Consider the following 26,281-nt stretch of genomic DNA (forward strand, 5'->3'; position numbering starts at 1 on the left):
TTCGCTGCGTAGGATGCTGTTGGGTGGGGGAAGGTTTAAAGGCGTTGGATGACTTCTTTGGGAGGGCTCGCCTTTGGCATCGCGTTGGGGCTTGGGCTTCGGAGCAAGAGCCGGCGGGTGCCTGTCGTGGTCAAGTATTTCTGGACACCCGATAGGGCGTTATTTTCGGGCCGCCATCATCTCGTAAATGGCTGGCGGCACCTGCCCGTTGGCCGCATGTAGGCGCCGGTAGTTGTAGTACGACGTCAAGAAAACAGTGATGTCGCTTTGGGCTTCATCGCGGTTGCTGTAAGTCGATGTCACCCATTCGGTTTTCAACGTGGCGAAGACGCGCTCGGCAACCGCGTTATCCCAACAGTTGCCGCGCCTGCTCATACTTTGGGTAATCCCCAGGGCCTTGAGGCGTCCGAGAAAGTCAAAACTGTTGTACTGCGCACCTTGATCGGAGTGGAACATGAGATTCCCCGACGGTTTCCTCTCTCTGATTGCCATGTCCAGGGCGGCAACGGCCAGCTGTGCATTCGGCCGGGTTGAAAAGGCCCAGCCCACGATCCGGCGTGCATAAAGATCCACGACAACGGCCAGATAGAGCCAACCCTGTCGGGTAGGCACAAAGGTAATGTCACCGACCCAAACCTGGTCGGGCCGGGCGACGTTGAATTGCCGTTCGAGGCGATTGGGGGCCGGCACAGCCGCCTTGCTCGCCGTCCGGTACACGTGACGACGCACCCGCTCGGCCCATAGACCGGCCTGCCTCATCAACGTGCGCGCCCGATATCGCCCTGTCGGCATGCCTTGGCGACCCAACTCAGCCGCCATGCGACGGGTGCCGTAACTGCCTCGGCTCTGGCGATGAATCTGCTTGACCCTTGCTACTAGCGCCGGATCGGCAACCGCCGGCTGTACCTCGTCTGCCCGCTTGGCGTAATAGCTGCTACGGGGGTATTCCATCGCCTCGCACAGCCGCGATACCGGGTAGGCCTCCTTCAGCTCGTCGATCACCGCCGTGGGCGATCGCTCTCCCGAACGAAGAAGGCGATGGATTTTTTTAAAAGTTCGCGCTCCTCCTTTAGCTGAAGTACCTGCGACTCAAGCTCGACGATACGCCGCCGATCATCCGCCGCCGTGGGGGCATGAACCCCGGTCGACTTAGCCTCTTCATGTATCGCCAGCCAGCGCCTCAACGCTGTCGGGCCTACATCCATCAGCTGGCATACCTGTCGTACCGTATGCCCCTCGGCCACCACCAGATGTACGGCGTCGTCTCGCTGCGATTGCGATATCTCTTTACGTCCCATAGCTCACCTCCTTCTGCCTGTGAATCCTATCGGACTGTCCAGAAAGATTAGACCACCTCAGCCACCCTCGGGGCCACGCCTGCGGCGACCCGCTAGGGAAAGGCCGCTCCGCGGCCGTGTATTAGTTGCCCTACGGGCCGGGTCGGGCTTCGAACGGGGGTTTCCGATTCGCCATCCATGGCTCAGCGGAAACGGCCGGCCGTCCTGGCCGGCCCCCTTCGGGCCTTGTCCGTTCGAAGCCCTCGCCTGCGGCTACCGGCCCCGAGGGTGGCACCCGCCGGCTCTTTTGACGACTGAGGTTGCGTGTGGTCGAGCGCAGAGCGGGGTTTCGCTTCGTGGCTGGGAACGCTCGCTTGCCTGTTGCGCAGGGCATCAGCCGCCTTAGGGGTGTTGAGGGTTCGCGCACACGCGTGCGCTCCTACACGGCCGGCGGATGAGGCGTGAATAGACCGGCCCTACCTCCGGGGTAGGAGCGCACGATGTGCGCGAAAAGCCAACAAAGCGCTGACGCCGTACCCTCACCTCTACTCGTTCATCACCACGCGCTGCTCGCCCAACACGCCACCTCAGTCTCAGGAAGAGCCGGCGGGTAGCCCCCTCGGGGCCGGTAGCCGCAGGCGAGGGCTTCGAACGGACAAGGCCGCGTAGCGGGGCCGGCCAGGACGGCCGGCCATTTTTGCTGAGCCATGGATGGCGAATCAAAAATCCCCGGGCGAAGCCCGACCCGCCCCGAAGGGGAATAGATATACGGCCGCGGAGCGGCCCTTCATTGACGGGTCGCCGCAGGCGTGGCACCGAGGGGGCTACCCGCCGGCTCTTGCTCCACACCCCCAAGCTCCAAAGGTTACGACGGTTTAACAGCCTCCGTGGTCCACTTTCCCCCAGTGAATTCCAGAGACAGCCCAGCCCATGGGTAAGCGTTTTTCCATCGTCAGGACGTTGCGCGATATCGCCTTCGACCTGTCGGACGTGGAGCACCCGGATCTCGCCTCCATGGGGCGGGATCTCGGCCGTGCGCTCCATGCCCATAGCCAGGAGCTGGCCCAGGCCCTGGGGCCATTGCGCGAGCGTCGCCGTGGCTTCGAGCGCTGGATACTCGCCGAACGGTCCAAGCGACCGGTCAGTGTGCTGGTGATGGCCTGGCCGCCGGGTTATGTCACGCCGGTACACGACCATGGCGGCCTGTGGGGGCTCGAAGCCACCATCTCGGGCGCGCTGGAAGTGGAGTCGTTCGATCGGCCCCATGGCGATGAGCACGCCCTGCGCAGCACCGGGCGCACCTGGCTCGGGCCCGGGGACGCCACCTGGTTCGACGCCACCGAGACACATGCCCACCGCTGCCGCAATTTGTCGCGGCACGACACGGCGCTCACGCTTCACGTGTACGGTGGCGATCTGGCACAGTACCTCGCGTACGAGCAGCCGGGTCCCTCGGGACACTGGATCGCACGACCGAGGCAATCGATTATCGCGGGACGCCTGACGGCCTGACGGTCTACGGCCCTCCACCCCAGCCATCGGGCGAAGGACCAACAGCATGTTTCATAAAGTCGCCATCATCGGCGGTGGCGCGGCAGCGGCGACGCTGGTGAGTGAGTTGCTGGAGCGGCGTACGCCCCGGCCCTTGCACCTGGACTGGTACGCCGGCGCACCGGCGGCCGGGCGTGGCATCGCCTATGGCACGCCCTCGGAACGCCACCTGCTGAACGTACGTGCCGCCTCCATGGGCATGTTCGTCAGCAAGCCGGGCGGTTTCCTCGAGTACGCCCAGGCGCTGGACCCATCGGTCAAGGGTTCCGACTTCCTGCCACGGCGCCTTTACGGCGATTTCCTCCAGTCGCGCGTTGAGCAGGCGGTGAAACATGCCGCCTCGCTGGGCCACGACATCAACGTGCATCCGTTCGATGCCGATGCGCTGGTGCCCACGGCCGACGGCGTGACCATCGGCTACGGCGACGAGGAATCGCATGCCGACGCCGCGGTGCTGGCCATCGGCTCCTTGCCGCCGCGCCCCCTGGCCGGCGTGGAGGACGCCGCCATCGCCAGCGGCCGCTACGTCACCGATCCCTGGCCGTTCCTGGCCAGCGTGCAGCACGACGATCGCCCCCTGCGCGTGCTGGTCATCGGGCTCGGCCTCACGGCGGTCGATGTCCTGCTCGAGCTGTCGGCGCACTGGCCGAGCGCCCACTTCACCGCCCTGTCGCGCCACGGCAAGCTGCCCGAACCGCACCTGGCGGCCGCCTCCGCGCCCACCGACGACGGCTCGGAACTGGTCGAGACGATGCAGGACGATCCGAACGTGCGCGTGTGGCTGCGCCGGTTGCGCGAGGCCACGGCCAATGCGAAGGACTGGCGCACCGTGATCGACGGCATGCGCCCGCATACCCAGGGCCTGTGGCGCGACCTGCCGCGCGCCGAACGCTCGCGTTTCCTGCGTCACGCGCGCTGGGCGTGGGAGCGGGCGCGTCATCGCATGCCGCCGCAGGTGGCCGCCGCGGCGACACGGCTGGAAGCCGAAGGCCGCTTCGAGCGCGGGCGCGGCCGCATGCGTGCGGTGCGCCTGTCGCCGGAAGGCACGCTGGACGTGGTGCGCGCGCTGCCCGGCGGCGCTGAAACCACGGCGTCGTACGACCTCGTCGTCCAGACCGTCGGCCTCAACACCGATACCCAGCGCACAGAGCACCGCCTCGTGCGGCAGCTGGTGGTCGACGGCCTGGTCCAGCCCGATCCCCTGGGCCTGGGCCTGCGCGCCGTGCCCGACGGCCACCTGCTCGACGGAGAAGGCAAGCCACGACCCAACCTGTTCGCCATGGGCAGCATGCTGCGTGGCGCCCTGTGGGAATCCACGGCCATTCCGGAAATCCGCAAGCAGGCGCAGAACGTCGCCAACATGCTGCTGGGCTGACACGTCGAAAACGTGGACACTGCCGGCGTATGATCACGACGCTCATCGCCATCGCCGCGCTGTCCCTGCACGCCGCCGGCGTGCTGGCCGCCATGCATGCGGTCATGCATGCCCGTACGGCCCAGGGGGCGTTCGCCTGGGCGCTGGGACTGGTCTTCCTGCCCTACTTGTCGCTGGTGCCCTACCTGTTCCTCGGCGCCAGCCATTTCGGTGGCTACGTCGACCTGCACCGGCAACGCCAGGCGCGGTTCTTCATGCTCCACGAGGAGGTGGCCCACCCGGGCCACACCGGCCTGCTGACGCCGCCCGCGCCCGTCCATGACCCGCGTTACGACGCCATCGGGCGGATGATCAACAGCGCCATGCACGGCGGCCACGCGCTGGCCCTGCACATCGACGGCGAGGCCACCTTCACCGCGATGTTCGCCGCCATCGCCCGCGCCGAGCGCTATGTGCTGGTGCAGTTCTTCATCATCCACGACGACGTGCTCGGCCGACGCCTGCGCGACGCCCTGCTGGAACGCGCCGCGGCCGGCGTGCAGGTATGCCTGCTCTACGACGGCATCGGCAGCCACGCGCTGCCGGACAGCTACGTCCACGCCCTGCACAAGGGCGGCGTCCAGGCCCGCCGCTTCGCCACGCGGCGCTGGCGCAACCGCTTCCAGCTCAATTTCCGCAACCATCGCAAGGTGCTGGTGGTGGATGGCGAGCGCGGTTTCGTCGGTGGCCTCAACGCTGGCGACGAATACCTCGGCGCCGCGCCACCGCTGTCGCCGTGGCGCGATACCCACATGCAGATCGAGGGGCCGGCCGTGGCCGACCTGCAGCGGGTGTTCGCCGAGGACTGGTACTGGGTCACCGGCGAGCGCCCACCGTCGTCTCCCCCGCCCGAGCGTTGCGGACGCGCCGCCACGCTCATCGTGGCCACCGGACCGGCCGACCGGCAGGAAAGCTGCTCACTGTTCTTCACCCAGGTGATCCACGCGGCAAAGCGGCGCATCTGGATCACCACGCCCTACTTCGTGCCGGATCCGGCCGTGTTCGCGGCATTGCGCCTGGCCGTGTTCCGCGGGGTGGACGTACGCATCCTGATTCCCTGCCGCCCGGACCACCGCACCGTGTTCATGGCCAGCACGCTCTACGCACACGAGGCCACGGTGGCCGGCATCCGCATGTTCCGCTACCAGCCGGGCTTCGTGCACCAGAAGGTGATGCTGGTGGACGAGGACACCGCCGTGGTCGGCAGCATGAACCTGGACAACCGCAGCTTCCGGCTCAACTTCGAGATCGCCGCGCTGAACGTCGACGAGACCTTCGCCGCCGAGGTGGAGGCGATGCTGGAGACGGACTTCGCCAACGCGGACGAGGTGAACGTCAACGACTACCGGCGGCTGTCGTACCTGCGCCGTGTGGCCCTGCATGTGGCGCGCCTGTTCGATCCGGTACTCTGACGCCTCGCGCCACCTCGCCGACCAGGGAAACTTCCATGCTTCGTACCCTCGCCTTCCTCACCGCCATGACCGCCGTCGGTGCCTCCGCCGCCCCCGCGCGGTTTGTCGAGCGCAGCGTCGACGTGGCGGGCCGCACCTACCGTTACCAGGTGTTCGTGCCCGCGGACATCGCGCCGCATCCCGCCGTGGTGCTGTTCCTGCACGGCAGCGGCGAGCGCGGCGACGACAACCTCAAGCCGATGTCCCAAGGCCTGCCGCCGTGGCTGAAACAGCACCAGGATTTTCCCGCCGTGGTGGTGATCCCGCAGGCGCCGGACAACACGGAGTGGACGGACAAGGCCGATGCGGACATGGCCATGGCCGCGCTGGAGAAAAGCGTCGTCGAGTTCCATGGCGACCGCAAGCGCCTCTACCTCACCGGCCTGTCGATGGGCGGCTACGGCTCCTGGCAGCTCGCGGCGGACCATCCCGGCACGTTCGCCGCGGCGGCGATCATCTGCGGCGGCGTGACCCAACTGGGCGACGACGAAGACCGCCAGTTGTTCGTGCAGGGTGTGCCGGCCGGCAGCGACCCCTTCGCCTGGGTGGCGCAAAAAGTCGGTGCGTTACCGGTGTGGATCTTCCACGGCGGTGACGACAACGTCGTGCCCACCGAGCAGTCGCGGAAGATGCATGCGGCGCTGGTGGCCCGCAAGGCCGAGGTGAAATACACCGAGTTTCCGGGCGTGAACCACGGCTCGTGGCAGAAAGCCTATGCGACACCGACGCTGTGGGACTGGATGTTCGCCCACCACCGCTGAGCGTCAGGGCGTGGGGGCGCGCATGCCCTGCAACAGTTGCCTGAAGCCGCCGGAAAACACGGCCCAGCCCAGGCACACCCCCACCAGCGACCCCACGCATTCGAAGAACACGCGCAGGCCGATGGCGTCCGGATCGTGCACCGCCGCCAGCTTCAGGCGCAGCAGTGTCATCGACTGCAGCGGGGCGAAGTTGAAGTAGAAAAGGTCCCAGAGGTCCTGGCCACCGGCGAGCACCAGCGTGAGCGCGAAGGCCACGCTGATGTCCTTGCCGTGGCTCCAGCCGTTGGCCTTGCCGAATGCCCGCACCGCCGCGTAGAGCACCAGGCCCACGAGCAGCGCGATGCCGCCCGTCTCCAGCGCACCGACAATGCCGAAGCCGGTCCAGCTGCGATCGTAGGGCATGGTGGAACCTCGTCGGGAATCAGGAGGGCATTATGCCCGGGTGGCGGCCGCTTTCCCGCGGGTATCCGTGTCGCGACCGAAGCGCAGGTACAGCGACACCGACAGCAGGGCCGCCGCCAGCGCGGCGAAACCGGCGAGGAGGAATATGGCCGGATAGTCGTAGATCCCCGCCACCCAGCCGCCCACCGGGCCGGTCAGGCCCAGGGCTACGTCAAGGAACACCGAATAGGCGCCCAGCGCCGCACCGCGGTTGTGGGTGCTGACGCGATTCACCGCCTCCACGCCCAGCGCGGGGAAGACCAGCGCGAAACCGGCGCCGGTCAGGGCCGCGCCGGCCATGGTGGCGTGCGGCGTGCTGCCCAGCCACAGCGCGACCAGACCGCAGGCCTCGATCGCCAGCGAGACGATGGCCACGCGATAGCCGCCGAAGCGGTCGATGACGTTGCCGAACACGAGGCGGATACCGATGAAGCAGCCGCCGAAGATGGACAGCGACAGCGCCGCGTCCGTCCACCCTCGGCTGGCGTAATACAGCGCGACGAAGGTGGACAACGAACCGAACCCGATCGAGCCCAGGGCCAGGCCCGCGCCGTAGGGCATGACACGCGACAGCACGCTCCTGAACGGCAGTCGCTCGCCGTGGCTGGGCGCGATGCGCGACTTCGCCAATGCGAGCGGCACGGCGATCAGCCCCAGCACGAAGGTGAGGATGCCCAGCGCGATGAAGCCATGGTCGCGCGCGAGCGTCACGCCCAGGGGAGCTCCCAGCGCGATGCCGCCGTAGGTGGCGATGCCGTTCCAGGAAATCACCCGCGCGGTATGTTCGCCGCCGATGCCGCCGATACCCCAGGTGATCGACCCCGTGCTGACCCAGCTCTCGGCAAAACCCAGGCCCAGCCGGCTGAGCAGGATCAGCACCAGCGACAGGGCCGGGATGGTCGGCACAAGCGCGGCCAGCGCGAGGAACAGGCCGGAGAGCGCCAGCACGACCAACCCGGTGAGCACCGCGCGTTTCGGCCCCAGCGCGTCGGCCATGCGCCCGGCATAGGGCCGGCTCATCAACGTGGCGAGGTACTGGGCGCTGACCGCGAGGCCGGCCAGGATGGTCGAGTAACCGAGGTCGAGATGCGCAAAACCCGGCAGCACGGCCAGCGGAATACCGATGCAGAGATAGACGACGAACGTGAACACGACGGCGGAAAGGATGCGCGCCGTGATCGCGAAACGTCGTCCGCGCTGGGGGACAAGGGGAGGTAGGGACATGGCGGGGATTATAACGCCGGGGTGTTGCGGTGCATCATGAAGAATAATTCGCCCACGTCGTGGGCTCCTACACGATAGCCGTTGTAGGAGCCCACGATGTGGGCGATCACGATCACCGGATGTAGGAGCCCACGATGTGGGCGATTTCCTCTCAAAGCCCTACCGGCTGCCCCGTCTGCAACGACTCGCGCAACGCGATGGCAATACGCGTCGCTTCCACCGCATCGTCCATGGTCAGGTCGAACGGCGTGTCGTCGAGCACGGCGTCGACGAAATGCCGGGCCTGGGTGACGAAGGCCGGTGCGAAACGCTCGTAGAACGACGGCAGCACCGTGTTGCGCACACCGTGCGCATCGGCAATCTCCACGCGGTCCGCGCGCGGGTTGCGACCGATGCTGACGCGGCCGGCGGTGCCGGTGACGTCGGTATGCGTGTCGTGGCCGTGCGCCTGCGTGCGCGAAGCGTAGAACATCGCCATGCGACCGCCCTCGAACTCCACGATGGCGATGCCGTTGTCCACGTCGCCGAGGGCCTCCAGCGGCGGATACATCGCCACGGTGCCCGTCGAGTACACCTTGGTCGCCTTCGGCCGGCCCAGCAGCCAGCGGGCCAGATCGATGTCGTGCACGCTACAGTCAAGGAAGATGCCGCCGCTGGTGGGCGCGAACTTCAGGAACGCGCCGCTCGGGTCGGCCAGGTCCGTTGTCTGCGAATACACCAGGAACGGACGGCCGATGCCGCCCGCCTCGATATGCCGGAACGCGTTCCGGTAGCTGTCGTCGAAACGACGCACGAAACCCACCATCGCCCGTTTGCCAGCCACCGCAGCATGCGCCGCGGCGCGGCGGCAGTCGTCCAGTTCCAGCGACAGCGGCTTCTCGCAGAACACGTGCTTGCCCGCGTCCAGCGCCTGCGCGATCTGCGCCGCATGCAGCGACGTGGGCGTGACCAGGAACACGGCATCCAGCGACGGGTCGGCCAGCATGTCCTCGTAGGACGTATGGATGGCGGCAACATCCAACGTGTCGCGGGCCCAGGCACGCTCCGCCTCCACGGGACTGCATACGGCGGCCAGTTCCGCGCGCGGGACGGCGCGCGCAAGGTTCTCGGCATAGCGCTGGCCGAGCCGGCCGAGGCCGGCAAGACCGATACGAAGCGTGGCCATGGTCAGATACTCACCTCGATCGCCTTGCCCTCGCGCCAGGAACGCGCGGCGGCCTCGGCCAGTTCCAGCGCCTTGATGCCGTCGGCGATGGTGGTGCGTACCGGCGTGCCGCCCGCCAGCGCGTCGAAGAAGTGGGCGATCTCCGCCGCATACGCCTCGCGGTAGCGCTCGAGGAAGAAATGCTCCGGCAGGTCGTGCGCGATGCTGGACCCGGTATGCGCGACGACCTGGGTCGGCGCCACGTTGCCGGCCTGCAACATGCCCTTGCTGCCCAGCACCTCGAAGCGCTGGTCGTAGCCGTACGCGGCACGGCGCGAGGTGTTGATCTGGCAGAGCCGGCCGCTGCGGGTACGGATGGTGACCGCTGTGGTGTCGATGTCACCGGCCTCCTGGATGGCCGGATCGGTGAGGCAGCTGCCGGTGGCATGCACGCTGACCGCTTCGTCGGAAAGGATCCAGCGGAAGATGTCGAAATCGTGGATCAGCATGTCCTTGAAGATGCCGCCGGAACTCTTGATGTAGGCGACGGGCGGGGCACCGGGATCGCGACTGGTCACCACCAGCAGTTCCGGCGTACCGATCTCGCCGTCGTCCAGCCGCTTCTTCAGCGACGAGAACGTGGGATCGAAGCGGCGCTGGAAGGCGATCATGCAGGTGACGCCCGCCTTTTCCACCGCGGCCTGGCACGAGCGCGCGCGCTCCACGTCCAGGTCCACCGGCTTCTCGCAGAAGATCGCCTTGCCTGCCGCCGCCGCGCGATGGATCAGGTCGGCATGCGTGTCGGTGCTGGAGCCGATGACCACGGCACCGACGGCCGGATCGTTCAGGGCCTCGTCCACGCTGGCGACCTTCGCGCCATGCTTGCCCGCCAGTTCCTCGGCCGAGGGCGCGTGCACGTCCACCACGTAACGCAGGCGGGCTTCGGGATGGCGGGCGACGTTGCCTGCGTGGATCTTGCCGATGCGCCCGGCACCGAAAACGGCTACTTCAATCATCGTATTCTCCTCGGGGAAGTGTTTCTTCGACGGTCAGTTCGAGCTTGTAGGCCAGCGCGACGAACAGCGCCTGGCACAGGCACATGGTGCTGGTGAGTCCACGGAAGGCGAACGCGCTGCCCTCCTTCACCTTGAGTAACACATCCGAATGCCGCGCCAGCGGGCCCAGGTCGCTCTCGGTGATACCGAGCACGCCGGCCTTGTGCTGCTGCGCCACGCGCATGGCGTAAAGCGTTTCCTTGCCGAACGGCGGGAAGCTGATGGCGATCAGCGCATCGCCCTTGCCGATGCTGCGCAGTTGTTCGCGGAACATGCCGCCCAGCCCGCTGACCAGGTGTACCCGCTTGGGCGTGTGCTGGAGGGCGTAGGCGATATAGGTGGCGATGGCGAACGAACGGCGAACGCCGATCACGTAGATGTTCTCGGCGGCGGCCAGCATGTCCACCGCTTTCTGGAAGCGTACCTCGTCGATCTCGGCGGCCAGTTCGTCCAGGCCGGCCCGGCTGGCGTCGATGAAACGCGAGGCGATCTCCACCGCCGGCAGGCTGCCCTTGCCGCCCTTGATGACGCTGCGGATGCGCTGCTGGTAGCTGCGCTGTGGCGTCGCCTGCGCCGTGAAGGCATTGCGGAACACCGCCTGCATCTCGGTGAAGCCGGAATAGCCGAAGCGCTGGGCGAAGCGGACCACGGCCGACGCGTGCACGCCGCAGCCCTCGGCAATCTCACCGACGCGCTGGACCATGATGGAACCACGATGTTCCTCGAGGTAGCGGGCCACGCCCTGCAACTGCCGCGGCAAGGCCTCGAATTCCTCCGCGATGCGCTGCATGAGGGCATCGGCTTCGTCGCGTTTGGCCATGGGGCACTCCAGGGGGATCGGCGGCATTCAACCACGGGATGGAACATATTTTCCATTTATTTTTTTTGCTGCAATGCAAATTGCAACCGCGGAACGGCAGGTCCATGCTCGGTCCGCTTTCGGCACAAACCGCGGCCCCCGGGCCGTCGTCGCAGTTCGATACCCATCACCCGACCGCGCCGCGGTCACCTGTGGAGGCTATATGCGATCCAAACTTTTCCACGCCTCGTTGGCGGCAGCCCTCGCCCTCGGTCTCGGCCTTGCCGCCCCTGCCTCGCAGGCCGCGCCCGGCGACCGTTATGTCCTGGTTACCCACGCCGCCGATTCCGATTCCTGGTGGAACACGATCAAGAACGCCATCAAGCAGGTGGGTGAGGATTTCGGCGTGGAGGTGGACTACCGCGGCTCCGGCAACGGCGATCTGTCCGAAATGGCGCGCCAGCTCGAGTCCGCCGCCGCGCGCAACTACAAGGGCGTAGCGTTCGACATCGCCAGCTTCGCCGTGCTGAAGTCGCCGGCGGCGAAGATTTCCGCCAAGGGCATCCCCATCGTCACGATCAACTCCGGCACCCCGGAGGAGAGCAAGAAGATCGGCGCGATCATGCACGTCGGCCAGGGCGAGTACGACGCCGGCAAGGCCGCTGGTGAGCGCGCCAAGGGCAAGGGCATCACCAGCTTCGTCTGCGTCAACCATTACGCTACCAACAACGCCTCGTTCGAGCGTTGCAAGGGTTTCGCCGACGCCATCGGCGTTAAGGACTGGCGCAAGACCTCGATGATCGATTCGGGCATGGATCCCACCGTGGTGGCCAGCAAGGTCAGCGCCTACCTGCGCAGCAACCCGAAGACCCAGGCCATCCTGGCGCTCGGTCCCAATGCCGCGGAGCCGACCATCAAGGTGGTCAACGATATGCACCTGGCCGGCAAGATCGACTTCGGCACGTTCGATCTCTCCCCCGCCATCATCAACGGCATCAAGTCCGGCACGATCCAGTACGCGATCGACCAGCAGCCATACCTGCAGGGCTACATGGGCATCGCCGCGCTGGTGATCGCGCATGACGAAAAGACCAACGACCCGGCGAAGATCATCGCCGCGCTCAAGGCCAACCCGAAGTTCCAGGCCCGCCTGAAGCAGTACGACCTCAAGCCCATCTACACCGCCACGGGGGTCAGCTCCGGCCCGGCCTTCGTCACGAAGGACAACGTGGCCACCGTCGAGAAATACGCCGGTCAGTACCGCTGATCGCCGGGGAATGAACCATGAGCGCCATCAATGAGAGCGTGTCAGACATGATCCAGTCCAACCGCGCGAAAGCGCCGGAAGCACCGACCTCCACGGACGAACGCGTGCGACGGGTATCCCCGTGGCGCATTCTCCTCGACCGGCCCGAGCTCGGGTCGATCGCGGGCACCGTGCTCGTCTTCGTCTTCTTCGGCATCTTCGCCCGCGGCTCGGGCATGTTCGCGCTCGATGGCGTGATCAACTGGGCGCAGGTAGCGGCGTACCTCGGCATCCTGGCCGTGGGCGCCTGCCTGCTGATGATCGCCGGCGAGTTCGATCTGTCGATGGGTTCGATGATCGGCTTCGCCGGCGTATTGGTCGCCATTCCACCGATGTACATGGGCTGGCCGCTGTGGGCGGCCGTGATCTTCGCCTTCGTCGGCTGCATGGCGCTGGGCGCGCTCAACGGCTACCTGGTGGTACGCACCCGGTTGCCGTCGTTCATCGTCACCCTCGCTTTCATGTTCATCCTGCGCGGCCTCACGCTGGTGCTGTCCACCAGCTTCGCCAACAGCACCATCGTCAGCGGCGTGGGCGACAAATTCGCCGAAGACCCGGTCATCAACGCGCTGTTCTCGGGCACCACGCTGCACTGGCTGTTCACCGCGCTGGCCGGCATGAACCTGATCGAGAAACTGCCCAGCGGCGATCCCGTGGTCGGCGGCATTCCCAAGGTGCTGGTGTGGTGGCTGGTGATGGGCCTGGCCGCCGGCTTCGTGCTGGCACGCACCCGCTTCGGCAACTGGATCTTCACCGTGGGCGGCGACGCCAACGCCGCCAAGAACGTCGGCGTGCCGGTGCGCCGGGTCAAGGTGTCGCTGTTCGTACTCACCGCGTTCTGCGCCTGCCTGTTCGGCGTGCTCCAGGTCGCCGACGTGGGTTCGGCGGCCGCCGATCGCGGCCTGCAGAAGGAGTTCGAAGCCATCATCGCCGTGGTCATCGGCGGTGCGCTGCTCACCGGCGGCTTCGGTTCGGTCATCGGCGCGTGCTTCGGTGCGCTGATCTTCGGCGTCGTGCAGATCGGCATCTCGTACACCAACATCGATTCGGACTGGTACCGCGTGTTCCTCGGCGGCATGTTGCTGCTGGCGGTGCTGTTCAACCATTACATCCGCAGCCGCGCTGCGAGTACCAAGTGAGGACCGCCCGCATGGCCGACGATTACATTCTCGAACTGGACAACGTCAGCAAATTCTTCGGCAGCGTGATCGCCCTGCAAGGCGTGACGTTGCGGCTGCGGCGCGGCGAAGTGCACTGCCTGCTCGGCGACAACGGCGCCGGCAAGTCCACGCTGATCAAGACCCTGGCCGGCGTGCACCAGCCCAGCACCGGCGAATACCGCGTCGAAGGGCAACCCGTGAAGTACGGCTCGCCGCGCGAGGCACTGGACGACGGCATCGCCACGGTCTACCAGGACCTGGCACTGGTCCCGCTGATGAGCGTCGCGCGCAACTTCTTCGCCGGGCGCGAGCCGCAGCGGAAGCTGTTCGGTCTGATTCCCGTCATCGACATGCGCTACGCCAACGAGACCGCCCGCGACAAACTGGCCGAGATGGGCATCCGTGTGCGCGATGCCGGCCAGCCGGTGGGCACCATGTCCGGCGGCGAACGGCAGTGCCTGGCGATCGCCCGCGCCATCCATTTCGGCGCCAAGGTGCTGATCCTGGACGAGCCCACCGCGGCTCTCGGCGTCAAGCAGTCGTGCAACGTGCTCAAGCTGATCCACAAGGCACGCGAGCGCGGCATCTCGGTGATCTTCATCACGCACAACGTGCACCACGCCTATCCCATTGCGGACAGTTTCACGCTCCTGAACCGCGGCCAGTCCATGGGTACCTTCGCCAAGGCGGATGTCACCAAGGAAGCCGTGCTCGACATGATGGCCGGCGGCACCGAGATCCAGAGCCTGGTCGACGAACTGGAAGGCCGCGCGGCCTGAACACGGAAAAACCCCATGCGTAGTCTCCTGCCCCGTTCCGCCTCCCGCCCCATCGACGTCGCCTGCCTCGGCCGGCTCGCGGTGGATCTCTACGCCCAGCAGATCGGCGCCCGCCTGGAGGACGCCACCAGTTTCGCCAGGTACCTCGGTGGGTCTTCGGCCAACGTGGCCTTCGGCACGGCACGGCTGGGCCTGCGCTCGGCCATGCTCGCCCGCGTCGGCGACGATCACATGGGCCGCTTCCTCACCGAGACGCTGGAAGCCGAAGGTTGCGACATCAGCCAGGTCACAGTGGATGCGGACCGGCTCACCGCCCTGGCCATCCTGGGCATCAAGGATCGCGAGACCTTCCCTTTGCTGTTCTATCGCGACAACTGCGCCGACATGGCGCTGACCGCGGAGGATATCGACGAGGCTTTCATCGCCCGCTGCCGCGCACTGGCCATCACCGGCACGCACCTGTCGCAGCCGGGCGTGCATGCCGCGGCCACCCGGGCCATCGACCTGGCCCGCCAGCACGACGTGCGTACGGTGCTCGACATCGATTACCGCCCGGTGCTCTGGGGCCTTACGGGCAAGGGCGACGGCGAACGCCGCTTCGTGGCCGCGGATCATGTCACCGCACATTTGCAGGCCAGCTTGCCGGGCTTCGACCTGATCGTCGGCACGGAAGAAGAATTCCATATCGCCGGCGGCAGCGAAGACCTGCTGGCAGCTCTGCGCGCGGTGCGCGGCATCAGCGCCGCCACCCTGGTGGTCAAGCGTGGTGCCATCGGTTGCAGCGTGATCGACGGCCCCATTCCCGAGCGCATCGACGACGCCCCCACCTACCGCGGTGCGCGCGTGGAGGTGCTGAACGTGCTCGGCGCGGGCGATGCCTTCCTCTCCGGCTTCCTCACCGGCTGGCTGGACGGCGAGTCCGTGGAGCGGGCCTGCGCGCTCGCCAATGCCTGCGGCGCCATCGTGGTGTCCCGTCACGGCTGCGCCCCCGCCATGCCGGCGCGCGCGGAACTGGACGCCTTCCTGGCGCGCGAGGGCGGCATCCCGCGGCCCGATCGCGACGCCGAGCTGTCCCACCTGCATCGCACCGCCGTACCGCGCAAGGCATGGAACGAGCTTTATGTGTTCGCCTTCGACCACCGCGTGCCGTTCTTCGAGCTGACCCGCGAAGCCGGCGGCGACGAAGCGCGGTTGCCGCGTCTGAAGGAATTACTGGTGGAAGCAGTGGCTGCTACCGAACAGGCCGGTGGATTGCAGGGCCATGTCGGCCTGCTGGCCGACGACCGCTACGGCCAGGATGCGCTGAACGCGGCCACCGGCCGCGGCTGGTGGATCGGCCGGCCGGTGGAAGTGCCTGGCTCCAGTCCGCTCGAACTCGAACGCGGCCGCTCCATCGGCAGCCAGCTGATCGCGTGGCCGCGCGAGCACGTCATCAAGTGCCTGGTGGCCTTCGATCCGGATGCCACGCCCATGGAGCGCGTGGAACAGGAAACCCAGATCCGTTCGCTCTACGACGCCGCCGTCATCAGCGGCCACGAGCTGCTGCTGGAAATCATCCCGCCGTGCACCGGAGGCCCTGCCCAGCGCGACGAGCTGGTGCTGCGCTCGATGAAGCGCATCTACAACCTCGGCATCCGCCCGGACTGGTGGAAGCTGTGCCCACCCCAGCGAGACGCGTGGCAGGGCATCGACGCCCTGATCGCCGAGCGCGACCCGCATTGCCGCGGCGTGCTTCTGCTCGGCCTGAATGCCCCCGAGGCGGTCCTGGCCGCCGGCTTCGCCGATGCCCTGGACAGCACCACCTGCCGTGGCTTTGCGGTGGGCCGCACCTTGTTCAGTGAACCGGCGAAAGCCTGGCTGGCGGGGCGGATCGACGACGACGCGCTGGTCGCCCAGGCGCGTGCCGCGTTCGAGCGGATGATCGCCCTGTGGCGCGAGGGGCGTCGTGCCCCGCAGGCGCCGATGCCGGAAGGCGCCGCGGCATGACCACGCCCCCGTCCCCCACGGCCACCGTCCGGCTGACCACGGCGCAGGCGTTGGTCCGTTACCTCGCCGCGCTGCACGGTCGCGATCCGGACAGCGATGTGTCCGCGCCGCTGTTCGGCGGGGTCTTCGCCATCTTCGGCCACGGCAACGTGGCGGGGCTGGGCGAGGCACTGCACGGCATCCGCGACACGCTGCCGACCTACCGCGCGCACAACGAACAGGCGATGGCGCATACCGCCATCGCCTACGCCAAAGCGCACATGCGTCGGCGGATGATGGCCGTCACCACGTCCATCGGGCCGGGCGCCACCAACCTCGTGACGGCGGCGGCGCTGGCCCATGTCAACCGCCTGCCGGTGCTGCTGCTGCCCGGCGATATCTTCGTCTCGCGCGCCCCCGATCCGGTGCTGCAACAGCTGGAGGATTTCGGCGACGGCACCGTATCGGTCAACGACTGCCTGCGCCCGGTGTCTCGTTACTTCGACCGCATCGTGCGTCCGGAGCAGCTGCTGACGGCGCTGCCGCGGGCCATCCGCGCGCTCACCGATGCCGCGCTGTGCGGACCGGTGACGCTGGCGTTGCCGCAGGACGTGCAGGCCGAGGCGTACGACTGGCCGCTATCCTTCTTCGAGCCGCGTGAGATCGTGTTCCGCGCGCCGCAACCCACCGACGACGAACTGATGCACGCGCTGGACGCCATCGAGGCGGCCGAGCGTCCGGTCATCGTGGCCGGCGGCGGTGCCCTGTACGCCAGGGCCACACCGCAACTGCTGGCCTTTGCCGACAAGCACGGCGTGCCCGTGTGCGAGACCCAGGCCGGCAAGGGCGTACTGCCGTGGAACCATCCCTTGCATCTCGGCCCCGCCGGCGTCTGCGGCTCCACCGCCGCCAACGCCCTGCTGCGCGACGCCGACCTGGTAATCGCCGTGGGCACGCGCCTACAGGATTTCACCACGGGCTCCAACGCCCTGTTCGCCCACGTGCCGATCCTCTCGGTCAACGTCAACACCTTCGACGCGCTCAAGGGCAACGGCCTGGAAGTGATCGGGGATGCCGCACGCGTGCTGGACGACCTGGGCTTCGGCCTGGAAGACTGGACCGCACCGGAAGCCTGGACACTACGCGCGCGCCAGGTGGCCGGGGCATGGCTGGACATCGTGGCGCGCACCACGGATGCCCGCCAGCCGCCGGCAGGCCGCCTGCCCTACGACGGCGAAGTGATCGGTGCCGTGCAACGCTCGTCGTCACGCTCCACGCAAGACGACGTGGTGGTCTGCGCCGCGGGCACCCTGCCGGCGGAACTGGAAAAGCTGTGGCGCACCGAAACACCCGGCGGCTACCACATGGAATACGGCTACTCGTGCATGGGCTATGAGATCGCCGGCGGCCTGGGTGTGAAGATGGCCCTGCCGGATCGCGAGGTGGTGGTCATGGTCGGCGACGGCAGCTACCTCATGATGAATTCCGAGATCGCCACCTCGGTGATGCTCGACGCCAAGCTCATCGTCGTGGTGCTGGACAACCGGGGTTACGGCTGCATCAACCGTCTGCAACAGTCCACCGGCAGCGCCGCGTTCAACAACATGTTCGACGATTGCGTGCAGGGCCGGCACGGCGCACCCACCATCGACTTCGCCGCGCATGCCCGCGCCATGGGCGCGATCGCCGAGCACGTCGCCGACATCGCCGGCCTGGAGGCCGCCATGGAACGCGCACGTGCCGCCGACCGCACCTACCTCATCAGCATCGACACCGATCACACGCGCACCACGGACGAAGGCGGCGCATGGTGGGAGGTAGCGATTCCCGAAGTATCGTCACGCGATGCCGTGCGCGACGCCCGCGCCGGTTACGACACCGCCATCGTGGCCCGCAAGACCAGGAACACGCCCGCATGAAAAACGATCCCATCCGCATCGGCATCAACCCGATCTCCTGGAGCAACGACGACCTGCCCTCGCTCGGCGGCGAGATCCCGCTGTCCACCGCGCTCACCGAAGGCAAGGCCATCGGCTACGAGGGCTTCGAGCTGGGCAACAAGTTTCCGAAAGAGCCGGCCGCGCTGCGCGACCTGATGGCCGGCTACGGCCTGGACGTGGTGTCCGGCTGGTATTCGGGGCGCGTGGCCGAGCGGTCCGCGCAGGACGAAACCATGGCCGTGGAAAAGCACCTCCGTCTGCTGGCCGAGAACGGCTGCAAGGTCATGGTGTACGGCGAGGTGGCCCACGCCATCCAGGGTGAGCCGGTACCGCTGTACAAGCGCCCGCGCTTCCGCACGGCCGACGAATGGAAACGCTACGGCGACAACCTCACCACGTTCGCGAAGTTCACGCTGTCGCACGGCGTGCGCCTGGCCTACCACCATCACATGGGTGCCTATGTGGAATCGCCCGAGGACGTGGATCAGTTGATGGCCCACACCGGCGACGAAGTGGGCCTGTTGTTCGACAGCGGCCACACCTACTTCGGTGGCGGCGATCCGTTGGCCGTGCTGGATCGTCACATCGGGCGCGTCTGCCATGTGCACTGCAAGGACGTGCGCCCCGGCGTGGTCCGCCTGGCACGCAACCGCCACTGGACCTTTCTCGAATCCGTGCTCAATGGCGCTTTTACCGTGCCGGGCGACGGCATCATCGATTTCGCGGCCATCATCGATCGGCTGAAAACCCACGGGTATACCGGCTGGCTGGTGGTCGAAGCCGAGCAGGACCCATCCGTGGCACCCAGCTATGCCTTCGCCAAGAAAGGCTATGACACGCTGCGTAACCTGCTCGACCGCGCCACGGTCGGGGAGGCCGCATGAGCCTGCTGGTCAAGGCCATGCCCACCGGCGAGGCGATCGTCAAGGTCACGCCGGAAGCCGCCCACTGGAAACACGTGGGTTTCGAGGCGCGTCGCATCGCGGCGGGCTCCACCGTCGAGATCGCGCTGCCGGAAGGTCGCGAAGGCTGCCTGGTGGTGCTCGTGGGCCGCGTGGACATCGCGGTTGCAGGCCAGTCGTGGAAGGACCTCGACGGACGCGCCAGCGTGTTCGAGGACCGCGCGCCGCATGCGGTGTATGCGCCACCCTCATCCGTGTACACGGTGACCGCGCACACCGACGCCGAGCTTGCGCTGGCGTCCGCGCCGGCCACCGGCAAGTTTCCCGCGCGCCTGATCGACCCCGCCTCGATGAAGCGCTCCACGCGCGGCACCGGCGCCAACACGCGCTACGTGTGCGACATCCTGCCGGAGACGGAAGACGCGGAGTCGCTGCTGGTGGTCGAGGTGCTGACCCCGGCAGGGCATTCGTCCAGCTACCCACCGCACAAGCACGATACCGACGCCGTGCCGGAAGAGAGCGTGCTGGAAGAGACCTACTACCATCGCGTCGATCCGCCGCAGGGTTTCGCCTTCCAGCGCGTCTACACCGACGAGCGCGACATCGACGAGTCGATGGCCGTCGGCAACCACGACGTGGTGATGGTGCCGCGCGGTTACCACCCGGTGGTGATGCCGCACGGCTACCGCGGCTACTACCTCAATGTCATGGCCGGCCCGAGCCGCGCCTGGCACTTCCGCAACGATCCCGCCCACGAATGGATGATCGCGCGCTGACCGCGCCGCATCGGAGTAACCGAACATGTCCGCCCAGCCTTCCGCTTCCTCCCTTCCCCGTATCGGCCATTTCATCGACGGCAAGCCCTATGCCGGCTCGCCCTCCGGCACGGCGCCCGTCTACGACCCGGCGCGCGGTGTGCCCGCGGCCGAGGTGGACCTCGCGTCGGTCGCCGACGTCGATGCCGCGGTGCGCGCGGCGCACGCCGCGTTCCCGGCGTGGTCCGACACGCCGCCGCTCAAGCGCGCGCGCGTGATGTTCCGTTTCAAGAACCTGATCGAACGCGACCTCGACCGTCTCTCGCGCATCATCGTGGCCGAACACGGCAAGGTGCTTTCCGACGCGAAGGGCGAAGTGATCCGCGGGCTGGAAGTGGTCGAATACGCCTGCGGCATTCCCGAACTGCTCAAGGGTGAGTACACCGAACAGATCGCCAACGGCATCGATGCCTGGACGATGCGCCAGGCGCTGGGCGTGTGCGCCGGCATCACTCCGTTCAACTTCCCCGCCATGGTGCCGATGTGGATGTTCCCCATGGCGCTGGCCTGCGGCAACACCTTCGTGTTGAAGCCGTCCGAACGCGATCCGTCGCTGGCGGTGGAGCTGGCCCGGCTGTTGCAGGAAGCCGGGCTTCCCGACGGCGTGTTCAACGTGGTGCACGGCGACAAGACCGCGGTGGATGCCCTGCTGGAGCATCCGCTGGTACGCGCGGTGAGCTTCGTCGGTTCCACGCCGATTGCCGAATACATCTATGCCCAGGGTTCCGCCAGGGGCAAGCGCGTACAGGCACTGGGCGGCGCGAAGAACCACATGATCGTCATGCCCGACGCCGACCTCGACAAGACGGCGGACGCGCTGATGGGCGCGGGCTACGGCGCCGCCGGTGAGCGCTGCATGGCCATCTCCGTGGCTGTCGCCGTGGGCGAGGCCACCGCCGATGCGCTGGTGGCGAAGCTGGCGCCGCGGGTGAAGGCGCTGCGCATCGGCCATGGCCTGGATGAGACGATCGAGATGGGCCCCGTGGTCACCGGCGTGCATCGCGACCGCATCACCCACTACATCGATGACGGCGAAGCGGCCGGCGCCGAGCTGGTGGTGGACGGCCGCGGCTACCAGGTCGCGGGTTGCGAACAGGGCTTCTTCGTGGGCGGCACGCTCTTCGACCGCGTCACCCCCGCCATGCGCATCTACAAGGAAGAAATCTTCGGGCCGGTGCTCTGCGTCGTACGCGTGCCGGATTTCGCCAGCGCGCTGAAACTGGTGGATGAGCATGAATTCGGCAACGGCACGGCCATCTTCACCCGCGACGGCCAGGTGGCGCGCGAGTTCGCCCACCGCGTTCAGGTAGGCATGATCGGCATCAACATCCCCATTCCCGTGCCGATGGCCTTCCACAGCTTCGGCGGCTGGAAGAAGAGCCTGATGGGAGACCACCACGCCCACGGCCCGGAATCTGTGCGCTTCTACACAAGACAGAAAGCTGTCACGCAGCGCTGGCTGAACCACGACGAAAGTGCGGGGGCAGAATTCGCGATGCCCACACATTAGTCTGACAAAAACATTATGATGCGGCGGGTTGGACGCGCGGGGAGCTATTGTGCGTTGCAACTTAGATAATCAAAAGCCATAAACGCAAAAGCATAAATTTTCAGGGAGAAGGACACATGCTCAACGTACTCGCTAAGCGTCCCATCGCCGGCGTGCTGCTCGCATGCCTCGGCCTGGCTGCCACCGCGGCGCACGCCGACGACCTCGCAACCAGCAAATACCTGTTCGGTGACTGGAACGGTGAACGCACGCGGCTCGAAGACGCCGGCGTGAAGTTCGACCTCGGTTACGGCGGTGAAGCGGCCCACAACTACTCGGGCGGCACCAAGAACATCACCCGTTACACCGACCAGTGGAAACTGGGCGCCGCGTTCGACCTGCAGAAGCTGTGGGGCTGGAACGGCGCGACGTTCAATATCGTGGTTACCGATCGTAACGGCCGCAACATCGGCGCCGACGCCAACATCGGCAACAACCAGCTGATCCAGGAAGTCTACGGTCGCGGTCAGACCTGGCACCTGACGGTCTTCTCCCTGGTGCAGAAGTTCTTCGACGATCGCCTCACCTGGAAGATCGGCCGCCTGCCGGTCGGCGAGGACATCAACCAGTTCTCGTGCGACTTCCAGAACCTGACCTTCTGCGGCGCGCAGCCGGGTAACATCGTGGGCGACTACTGGGTCAACTGGCCGACCAGCCAGTGGGCCACGGTGCTGAAGCTGGATACCTCGAAGGAAACCTTCGTCCAGATCGCCGCCTACCAGGTCAACCCGAAGTACGTCGACGACTCCTACGCGCGTCACAACGGCCTCAAGCCGAACTTCCCCGGCGGCACCACCGGTGCGCTGATCCCGCTGGAGTTCGGCTGGAAGCCGATGGTCAACGGCCTGCCCGGTTCGTACCGCGCCGGCGTCTGGTACAACACGTCCAAGGGTAACGACCTGTACCTCGACGTGAACCGCCAGCCCATCGCGCTGACCGGCAACGAGCCGCTGCAGCACGATTCCCGCAAGGGCGCGTGGATCACCTTCCAGCAGCAGGTGTCCGGCGAAGCCGGCGGCAACGGCACCACGGTGTTCCTGAACATCGCGTCGGCCGACCACGAGACGTCCGCGACCAACAACCAGATCTCGCTGGGCATGGAGTACAAGGGCATTTTCGATCGCCCGAACGACTTCATCGGTGCCGCCATCGGTGGCTCGCACGCCAGCGGTTACGCCGCGAAGAACCAGCGCCTGGTCAATGCCATCACCGGCACGGACGGCATCGTCAACGACGGCTACGAGAAGGTCGCCGAAGTGTTCTACAGCTACTCGCCGATCCCCTCGATCGCACTGCGTCCCAACCTGCAGTACATCAAGGACCCGGGCGGCAGCAAGCAGAACGACGACGCGCTGGTGCTCGGTTTGAAGATGTCGGTGGCGTTCTAAGCCGCTTCGTCATCGGTGTCATCGAGAAGGCCTGGGGAGACCCGGGCCTTTTCTTTGTCTGGCGGGCTGGGTCGCCCACATCGTGGGCTCATACATGGCTGCGGTGACTTGGAGGGCCGGATCGCCCACATCGTGGGCTCCTACAGCGCGGCGTCGCGTTGCCGTTGTAGGAGCGGACGATGTCCGCGATGTGCCTCGGTCCGCGATGTGCCTCGATCCGCGGTGTGCCTCGATCCGCGATGTGCCTCGATCCGCGATCCGCCTCGGTCCACGCCCCCCTCAACGCCTCACCCCTCATTCTCCGCCGACGCATCCAGCGCGAACGAATCATCGCCCTCGTCCACCGTCAGCCGCATCACGATCGGCCGGCAACACACCTGGCAATCCTCGATATACATCTGGCTGCCGCCCGAGGTATCGACGGCCACCTCGATGGTTTCGCCGCAGTAGGGGCAGGCGACGTCGGTAAACTCATACATATGTAATAACCCCAGGACAGGCGCGCGGTTGCGCGCGGCATCGATTGACGGCAACCTGCGAGGTTCCGCTTTAACGATGTCGCACGCAACCGTGCGCGCAGGAACCTTGCCTTCATGATCGAGATGGTCGGCTTCGACGGCGACGACACGCTGTGGCGTAGCCAGGAATACTACGACGAGGCCCAGGCGGCCTTCGAGGCCATCCTGGGCCGGTATGTCGACCTGGCCGCGGACGGCCTGCGCACTGCCCTGCTGGACACGGAGCGCGGCAACATCTCGCTGTTCGGCTACGGCGCCAAGGGCATGGCCCTGTCCATGATCGAATCGGCGATCGAGCTGACCGACGGGCGCATCGAGGCCCGGGACATCCATCGCATCGTGCGCCTGGGCAAGGACGTGCTCGGCCACCCGGTCGAGCTGCTGCCCGGCATCCGCGAGGCGGTGGAGGCCGTGGCGGCGACCCACCGCGTGGTGCTGATCACCAAGGGCGACCTCTTCCACCAGGAAGCCAAGGTGGCCCGATGTGGGCTAGCCGGCATCTTCCACCGGATCGAGATCGTCTCGGAGAAGGATCCCGCCACGTACACCCGCCTGTTGCGGGAATTCGGGCTCCCGCCCGAGCGCTTCGCCATGGTCGGCAACTCGCTGAAGTCGGACATCGCCCCGGTGGTCGCCCTGGGCGGCTGCGGGGTGTACATGCCCTACCACAGCACCTGGGAACACGAGCGGCTGACCGGCTTCGCCATGGGCGAGCGCGTGGTCGAGGTGGCCGGCGCCGAGGCCATTCCCGCCGCCATCGCGGCCCTGCACGCGGCCTGAGGCCAGTCCACGCCACCTTCGCGCCCCAGCCGCGAAGCTGGCTCGGTCGATTCGGGAGGCGAACACGTGCATGCGAGATTGAAGATGGGCTGGCGGGTCGTCAGCACCACGGTGAAGGGATTCAGCGACGACGAGTTGATGACACGCGCCGCGGCGCTCGCCTTCTACTCGGCGCTGTCGTTCGCGCCGTTGCTGGTGTTGCTGCTGTGGGTGGTCGCCTCGCTCCGTCCCGAGTGGCAGGCCCAGCTGATCGACAGCCTGAACGGCCTGGTCGGCTCACGCGCCGCCGAAGCCGTGCGGCTGGTGATCGAAAACGCCAAGCAGAAGCCCAGCGTGGGCAGCGTGGCCGGCATCATCGGCCTCGGCGTCACCCTGGTCGGCGCCTCCGCCGTGTTCGCCCAGTTGCAAGGCGCCCTGAACCGGGTCTGGGGGCTGCAGCCGAAGCCCGGCAAGGCCACCCATGCGATCCTGACGTGGCTGCGCGCACGCCTGCATGCCCTGGGCCTGCTGCTCTCGCTGGCCTTCCTGCTGGTGATCTCGTTCTCCGCCAGCGCCATGATCGCGGTGTTCGTCCGCGGCGGCACCACCGGCTGGCACGTGCTGGAAACGCTGATTTCGCTCGCGGTGTTCGTCGTCATCTTCGGCGCCATCTACAAGGTGCTGCCGGACGCCATCATCGAGTGGCGCGACGCCGTGATCGGTGCCAGCCTGACCGCCCTCCTCTTCGTGGTGGGCAAGTTCGCCATCGGGTTCTACCTGGAGCGCAGCAACGTCGGCGGCCCGTACGGCCCGGCGGGCAGCGTGGTGGTGCTGCTGGTCTGGGTGTACTACTCGGCCCTGATCCTGCTGCTGGGCGCCGAACTGACCGAGGCCGTGGCCGAGGCGCGAGGCACCCCGATTAAACCGCGGCCATACGCCATGTCGATCAAACCGGAGCCGGCGCAAGTATTTGACCCCTCCGTCACGAGGCCGGGGGTATCCCTGTCGCAGCCCTATAAGGAGGATGCCCCATGAAGACCCATCTGCTCGCCGCTACCCTGTTCGTCGTCGCTACCGGCGCGGCCGTTACCGCTCCCCCGGCCGATGCCCAGAGCCGGCGCAGCCAGCACCAGGTCTGCCGCGACGTCCAGACCAAACAGATCCAGTCCAAGGACGATAACCGCCTGATCGGTACGGGCGTCGGCGCCGTGGCCGGTGGCCTGCTGGGCAACCAGGTAGGCGGCGGCAAGGGCAAGACCCTGGCCACCGTGGCCGGTGCCGTCGGCGGCGGTTATGCCGGCAACCAGATCCAGAAGAACCACCAGAACAAGAACGCGACCTACGAGACCCACCGCGAGTGCCATTGGGTGAACGACTGATCGTGTAAGCCAGACCCGAGCGGTCCGGTCTTATCGGAAGGGTGCCACCGGGCACCCTTCCTGCTTTCCGGAGGTTCCATGCGCCACGCCGATCCCGATCGCCGCCGTTTCCTGGGCGTGTTTGCCGCCACGGTCGCGGCCTCCGCCTCGCTGCCCTTCATCCTGCGCGCCATGCGGCCCGCCATGGCCGCCGAGGCCCCGCCCGCGCCGCAGGGCGGCACGGTGACCCTCGACGCCTTCGCGCCCGACAAGAAGCCGCTGGGACCCCATCCCGAGGCCCGCGTAGTGCTGACCGACGACCAGTGGAAGGCGAAGCTGGGCACGAAGTCGTATTACATCACCCGCCAGGAAGGCACCGAGCCGGCCTATACAGGCGAGAACTGGGACAGGCACGACAACGGGATTTACCGTTGCATCGGGTGCGATACGGCGTTGTACGACTCGGCCACCAAGTTCGAGTCCGGCACGGGTTGGCCCAGCTTCTGGAAGCCGATCTCGAAACGGAACGTGGTGGAGAAGATCGACCGCAGCCTGCTCGAGGAACGCACCGAGGTGAAATGCGCCCGTTGCGACGCGCACCTGGGCCACGTGTTCGACGACGGCCCCGATCCCACCGGCCTGCGCTACTGCATGAACGCTGGCGCCATGCACTTCGCCCCGGTCCCGACAACCGCGGGGTAGGAGCGCACGCGTGTGCGCGACAT

The 26,281-nt window shown here is 66.9% G+C and carries 24 protein-coding genes; 17 read left to right on the forward strand and 7 right to left on the reverse strand.

Going from position 1 to position 26,281, the window contains the following annotated elements:
- Positions 1-159: 159 nt before the first annotated feature.
- A protein-coding gene (locus AB8808_RS17715; protein WP_369927958.1) for an IS3 family transposase occupies positions 160-1,298 on the reverse strand; the annotation gives its coding sequence in 2 pieces (ribosomal slippage) (positions 160-1,052 and positions 1,052-1,298; 1,140 coding nt in all).
- A 909-nt stretch (positions 1,299-2,207) separates the two neighbouring features.
- On the opposite strand from AB8808_RS17715, the gene AB8808_RS17720 reads away from it, so the two are divergent.
- From AB8808_RS17720 to AB8808_RS17735, 4 genes are read left to right on the forward strand one after another with little or no spacing between them, the layout of a single operon-like run.
- The gene (locus tag AB8808_RS17720; protein ID WP_036143887.1) at positions 2,208-2,789 is read left to right on the forward strand and encodes a cysteine dioxygenase; all 582 of its coding nucleotides are present in this window, start codon (positions 2,208-2,210) and stop codon (positions 2,787-2,789) included.
- A 46-nt stretch (positions 2,790-2,835) separates the two neighbouring features.
- A complete protein-coding gene (locus tag AB8808_RS17725; protein ID WP_369930866.1) occupies positions 2,836-4,203 on the forward strand; it encodes an FAD/NAD(P)-binding protein in 1,368 nt (455 codons plus the stop codon).
- 29 nt (positions 4,204-4,232) lie between these two features.
- A complete protein-coding gene (cls, locus tag AB8808_RS17730) occupies positions 4,233-5,654 on the forward strand; it encodes a cardiolipin synthase (protein WP_369930867.1) in 1,422 nt (473 codons plus the stop codon).
- A gap of 35 nt (positions 5,655-5,689) precedes the next feature.
- Complete coding sequence (locus AB8808_RS17735; protein WP_369930868.1) at positions 5,690-6,454, forward strand: carboxylesterase family protein; 765 nt, start codon at positions 5,690-5,692, stop codon at positions 6,452-6,454.
- A 3-nt stretch (positions 6,455-6,457) separates the two neighbouring features.
- Here AB8808_RS17735 and AB8808_RS17740 read toward each other — a convergent pair whose 3' ends face one another.
- The 5 genes from AB8808_RS17740 to AB8808_RS17760 all read right to left on the reverse strand — a co-directional run bounded on the left by AB8808_RS17740 (position 6,458) and on the right by AB8808_RS17760 (position 11,138).
- Positions 6,458-6,856 (reverse strand): hypothetical protein, encoded by a 399-nt coding sequence (locus AB8808_RS17740; protein WP_369930869.1) that lies wholly within the window; start codon positions 6,854-6,856, stop codon positions 6,458-6,460.
- 30 nt (positions 6,857-6,886) lie between these two features.
- Positions 6,887-8,119: an MFS transporter gene (locus AB8808_RS17745; protein WP_369930870.1), complete on the reverse strand. Its 1,233-nt coding sequence runs from the start codon at positions 8,117-8,119 to the stop codon at positions 6,887-6,889.
- 151 nt (positions 8,120-8,270) lie between these two features.
- On the reverse strand, positions 8,271-9,284 hold the full coding sequence (locus tag AB8808_RS17750; RefSeq protein ID WP_369930871.1) for a Gfo/Idh/MocA family oxidoreductase: 1,014 nt from the start codon (positions 9,282-9,284) through the stop codon (positions 8,271-8,273).
- A 2-nt stretch (positions 9,285-9,286) separates the two neighbouring features.
- On the reverse strand, positions 9,287-10,279 hold the full coding sequence (gene iolG / locus AB8808_RS17755) for an inositol 2-dehydrogenase (protein ID WP_036139777.1): 993 nt from the start codon (positions 10,277-10,279) through the stop codon (positions 9,287-9,289).
- A complete protein-coding gene (locus AB8808_RS17760; protein ID WP_036139776.1) occupies positions 10,272-11,138 on the reverse strand; it encodes a MurR/RpiR family transcriptional regulator in 867 nt (288 codons plus the stop codon). The genes iolG and AB8808_RS17760 overlap by 8 nt, the downstream gene beginning before the upstream one ends.
- A gap of 202 nt (positions 11,139-11,340) precedes the next feature.
- On the opposite strand from AB8808_RS17760, the gene AB8808_RS17765 reads away from it, so the two are divergent.
- From AB8808_RS17765 to AB8808_RS17805, 9 genes are all read left to right on the forward strand, one after another.
- Positions 11,341-12,384, forward strand: a complete 1,044-nt coding sequence (locus AB8808_RS17765; RefSeq protein WP_369930872.1) for a sugar ABC transporter substrate-binding protein — start codon at positions 11,341-11,343, stop codon at positions 12,382-12,384.
- Between the two features lie 17 nt (positions 12,385-12,401).
- On the forward strand, positions 12,402-13,562 hold the full coding sequence (locus AB8808_RS17770; protein WP_369930873.1) for an ABC transporter permease: 1,161 nt from the start codon (positions 12,402-12,404) through the stop codon (positions 13,560-13,562).
- A gap of 11 nt (positions 13,563-13,573) precedes the next feature.
- Positions 13,574-14,362: an ATP-binding cassette domain-containing protein gene (locus tag AB8808_RS17775; RefSeq protein ID WP_369930874.1), complete on the forward strand. Its 789-nt coding sequence runs from the start codon at positions 13,574-13,576 to the stop codon at positions 14,360-14,362.
- 15 nt (positions 14,363-14,377) lie between these two features.
- Positions 14,378-16,348 carry a bifunctional 5-dehydro-2-deoxygluconokinase/5-dehydro-2-deoxyphosphogluconate aldolase gene (locus AB8808_RS17780; RefSeq protein ID WP_369930875.1) on the forward strand — a complete coding sequence of 657 codons (1,971 nt, stop codon included), beginning with the start codon at positions 14,378-14,380 and terminating at the stop codon, positions 16,346-16,348.
- A complete protein-coding gene (gene iolD / locus AB8808_RS17785) occupies positions 16,345-18,246 on the forward strand; it encodes a 3D-(3,5/4)-trihydroxycyclohexane-1,2-dione acylhydrolase (decyclizing) (protein WP_369930877.1) in 1,902 nt (633 codons plus the stop codon). Before AB8808_RS17780 ends, iolD begins: the two co-directional genes overlap by 4 nt.
- The gene (gene iolE, locus AB8808_RS17790) at positions 18,243-19,151 is read left to right on the forward strand and encodes a myo-inosose-2 dehydratase (protein ID WP_369930878.1); all 909 of its coding nucleotides are present in this window, start codon (positions 18,243-18,245) and stop codon (positions 19,149-19,151) included. Before iolD ends, iolE begins: the two co-directional genes overlap by 4 nt.
- A complete protein-coding gene (iolB, locus tag AB8808_RS17795; protein WP_369930879.1) occupies positions 19,148-19,945 on the forward strand; it encodes a 5-deoxy-glucuronate isomerase in 798 nt (265 codons plus the stop codon). Before iolE ends, iolB begins: the two co-directional genes overlap by 4 nt.
- Positions 19,946-19,970: 25 nt before the next feature.
- The gene (locus AB8808_RS17800) at positions 19,971-21,494 is read left to right on the forward strand and encodes a CoA-acylating methylmalonate-semialdehyde dehydrogenase (RefSeq protein WP_369930880.1); all 1,524 of its coding nucleotides are present in this window, start codon (positions 19,971-19,973) and stop codon (positions 21,492-21,494) included.
- A 116-nt stretch (positions 21,495-21,610) separates the two neighbouring features.
- Positions 21,611-22,921 carry a carbohydrate porin gene (locus AB8808_RS17805; protein WP_285406661.1) on the forward strand — a complete coding sequence of 437 codons (1,311 nt, stop codon included), beginning with the start codon at positions 21,611-21,613 and terminating at the stop codon, positions 22,919-22,921.
- Between the two features lie 287 nt (positions 22,922-23,208).
- Here the strand turns inward: AB8808_RS17805 and AB8808_RS17810 are convergent, their stop codons facing one another.
- The gene (locus AB8808_RS17810; protein WP_369930881.1) at positions 23,209-23,454 is read right to left on the reverse strand and encodes a CPXCG motif-containing cysteine-rich protein; all 246 of its coding nucleotides are present in this window, start codon (positions 23,452-23,454) and stop codon (positions 23,209-23,211) included.
- Positions 23,455-23,514: 60 nt separating this feature from the next.
- Here AB8808_RS17810 and AB8808_RS17815 point away from each other — a divergent pair, with 60 nt between their 5' ends.
- From AB8808_RS17815 to msrB, 4 genes are all read left to right on the forward strand, one after another.
- A complete protein-coding gene (locus tag AB8808_RS17815; protein WP_369930882.1) occupies positions 23,515-24,219 on the forward strand; it encodes an HAD family hydrolase in 705 nt (234 codons plus the stop codon).
- Positions 24,220-24,285: 66 nt separating this feature from the next.
- Positions 24,286-25,233, forward strand: coding sequence for a YihY/virulence factor BrkB family protein (locus tag AB8808_RS17820; protein WP_285406656.1), 948 nt, complete (start codon positions 24,286-24,288; stop codon positions 25,231-25,233).
- The gene (locus tag AB8808_RS17825) at positions 25,230-25,577 is read left to right on the forward strand and encodes a glycine zipper 2TM domain-containing protein (protein WP_369930883.1); all 348 of its coding nucleotides are present in this window, start codon (positions 25,230-25,232) and stop codon (positions 25,575-25,577) included. The genes AB8808_RS17820 and AB8808_RS17825 overlap by 4 nt, the downstream gene beginning before the upstream one ends.
- Before the next feature lie 78 nt (positions 25,578-25,655).
- Positions 25,656-26,258 (forward strand): peptide-methionine (R)-S-oxide reductase MsrB, encoded by a 603-nt coding sequence (gene msrB, locus AB8808_RS17830; protein WP_369930885.1) that lies wholly within the window; start codon positions 25,656-25,658, stop codon positions 26,256-26,258.
- Positions 26,259-26,281: the final 23 nt, after the last annotated feature.

This window comes from Xanthomonas sp. NCPPB 2632 (assembly GCF_041228075.2).
Classification (GTDB): Bacteria; Pseudomonadota; Gammaproteobacteria; order Xanthomonadales; family Rhodanobacteraceae; genus Luteibacter.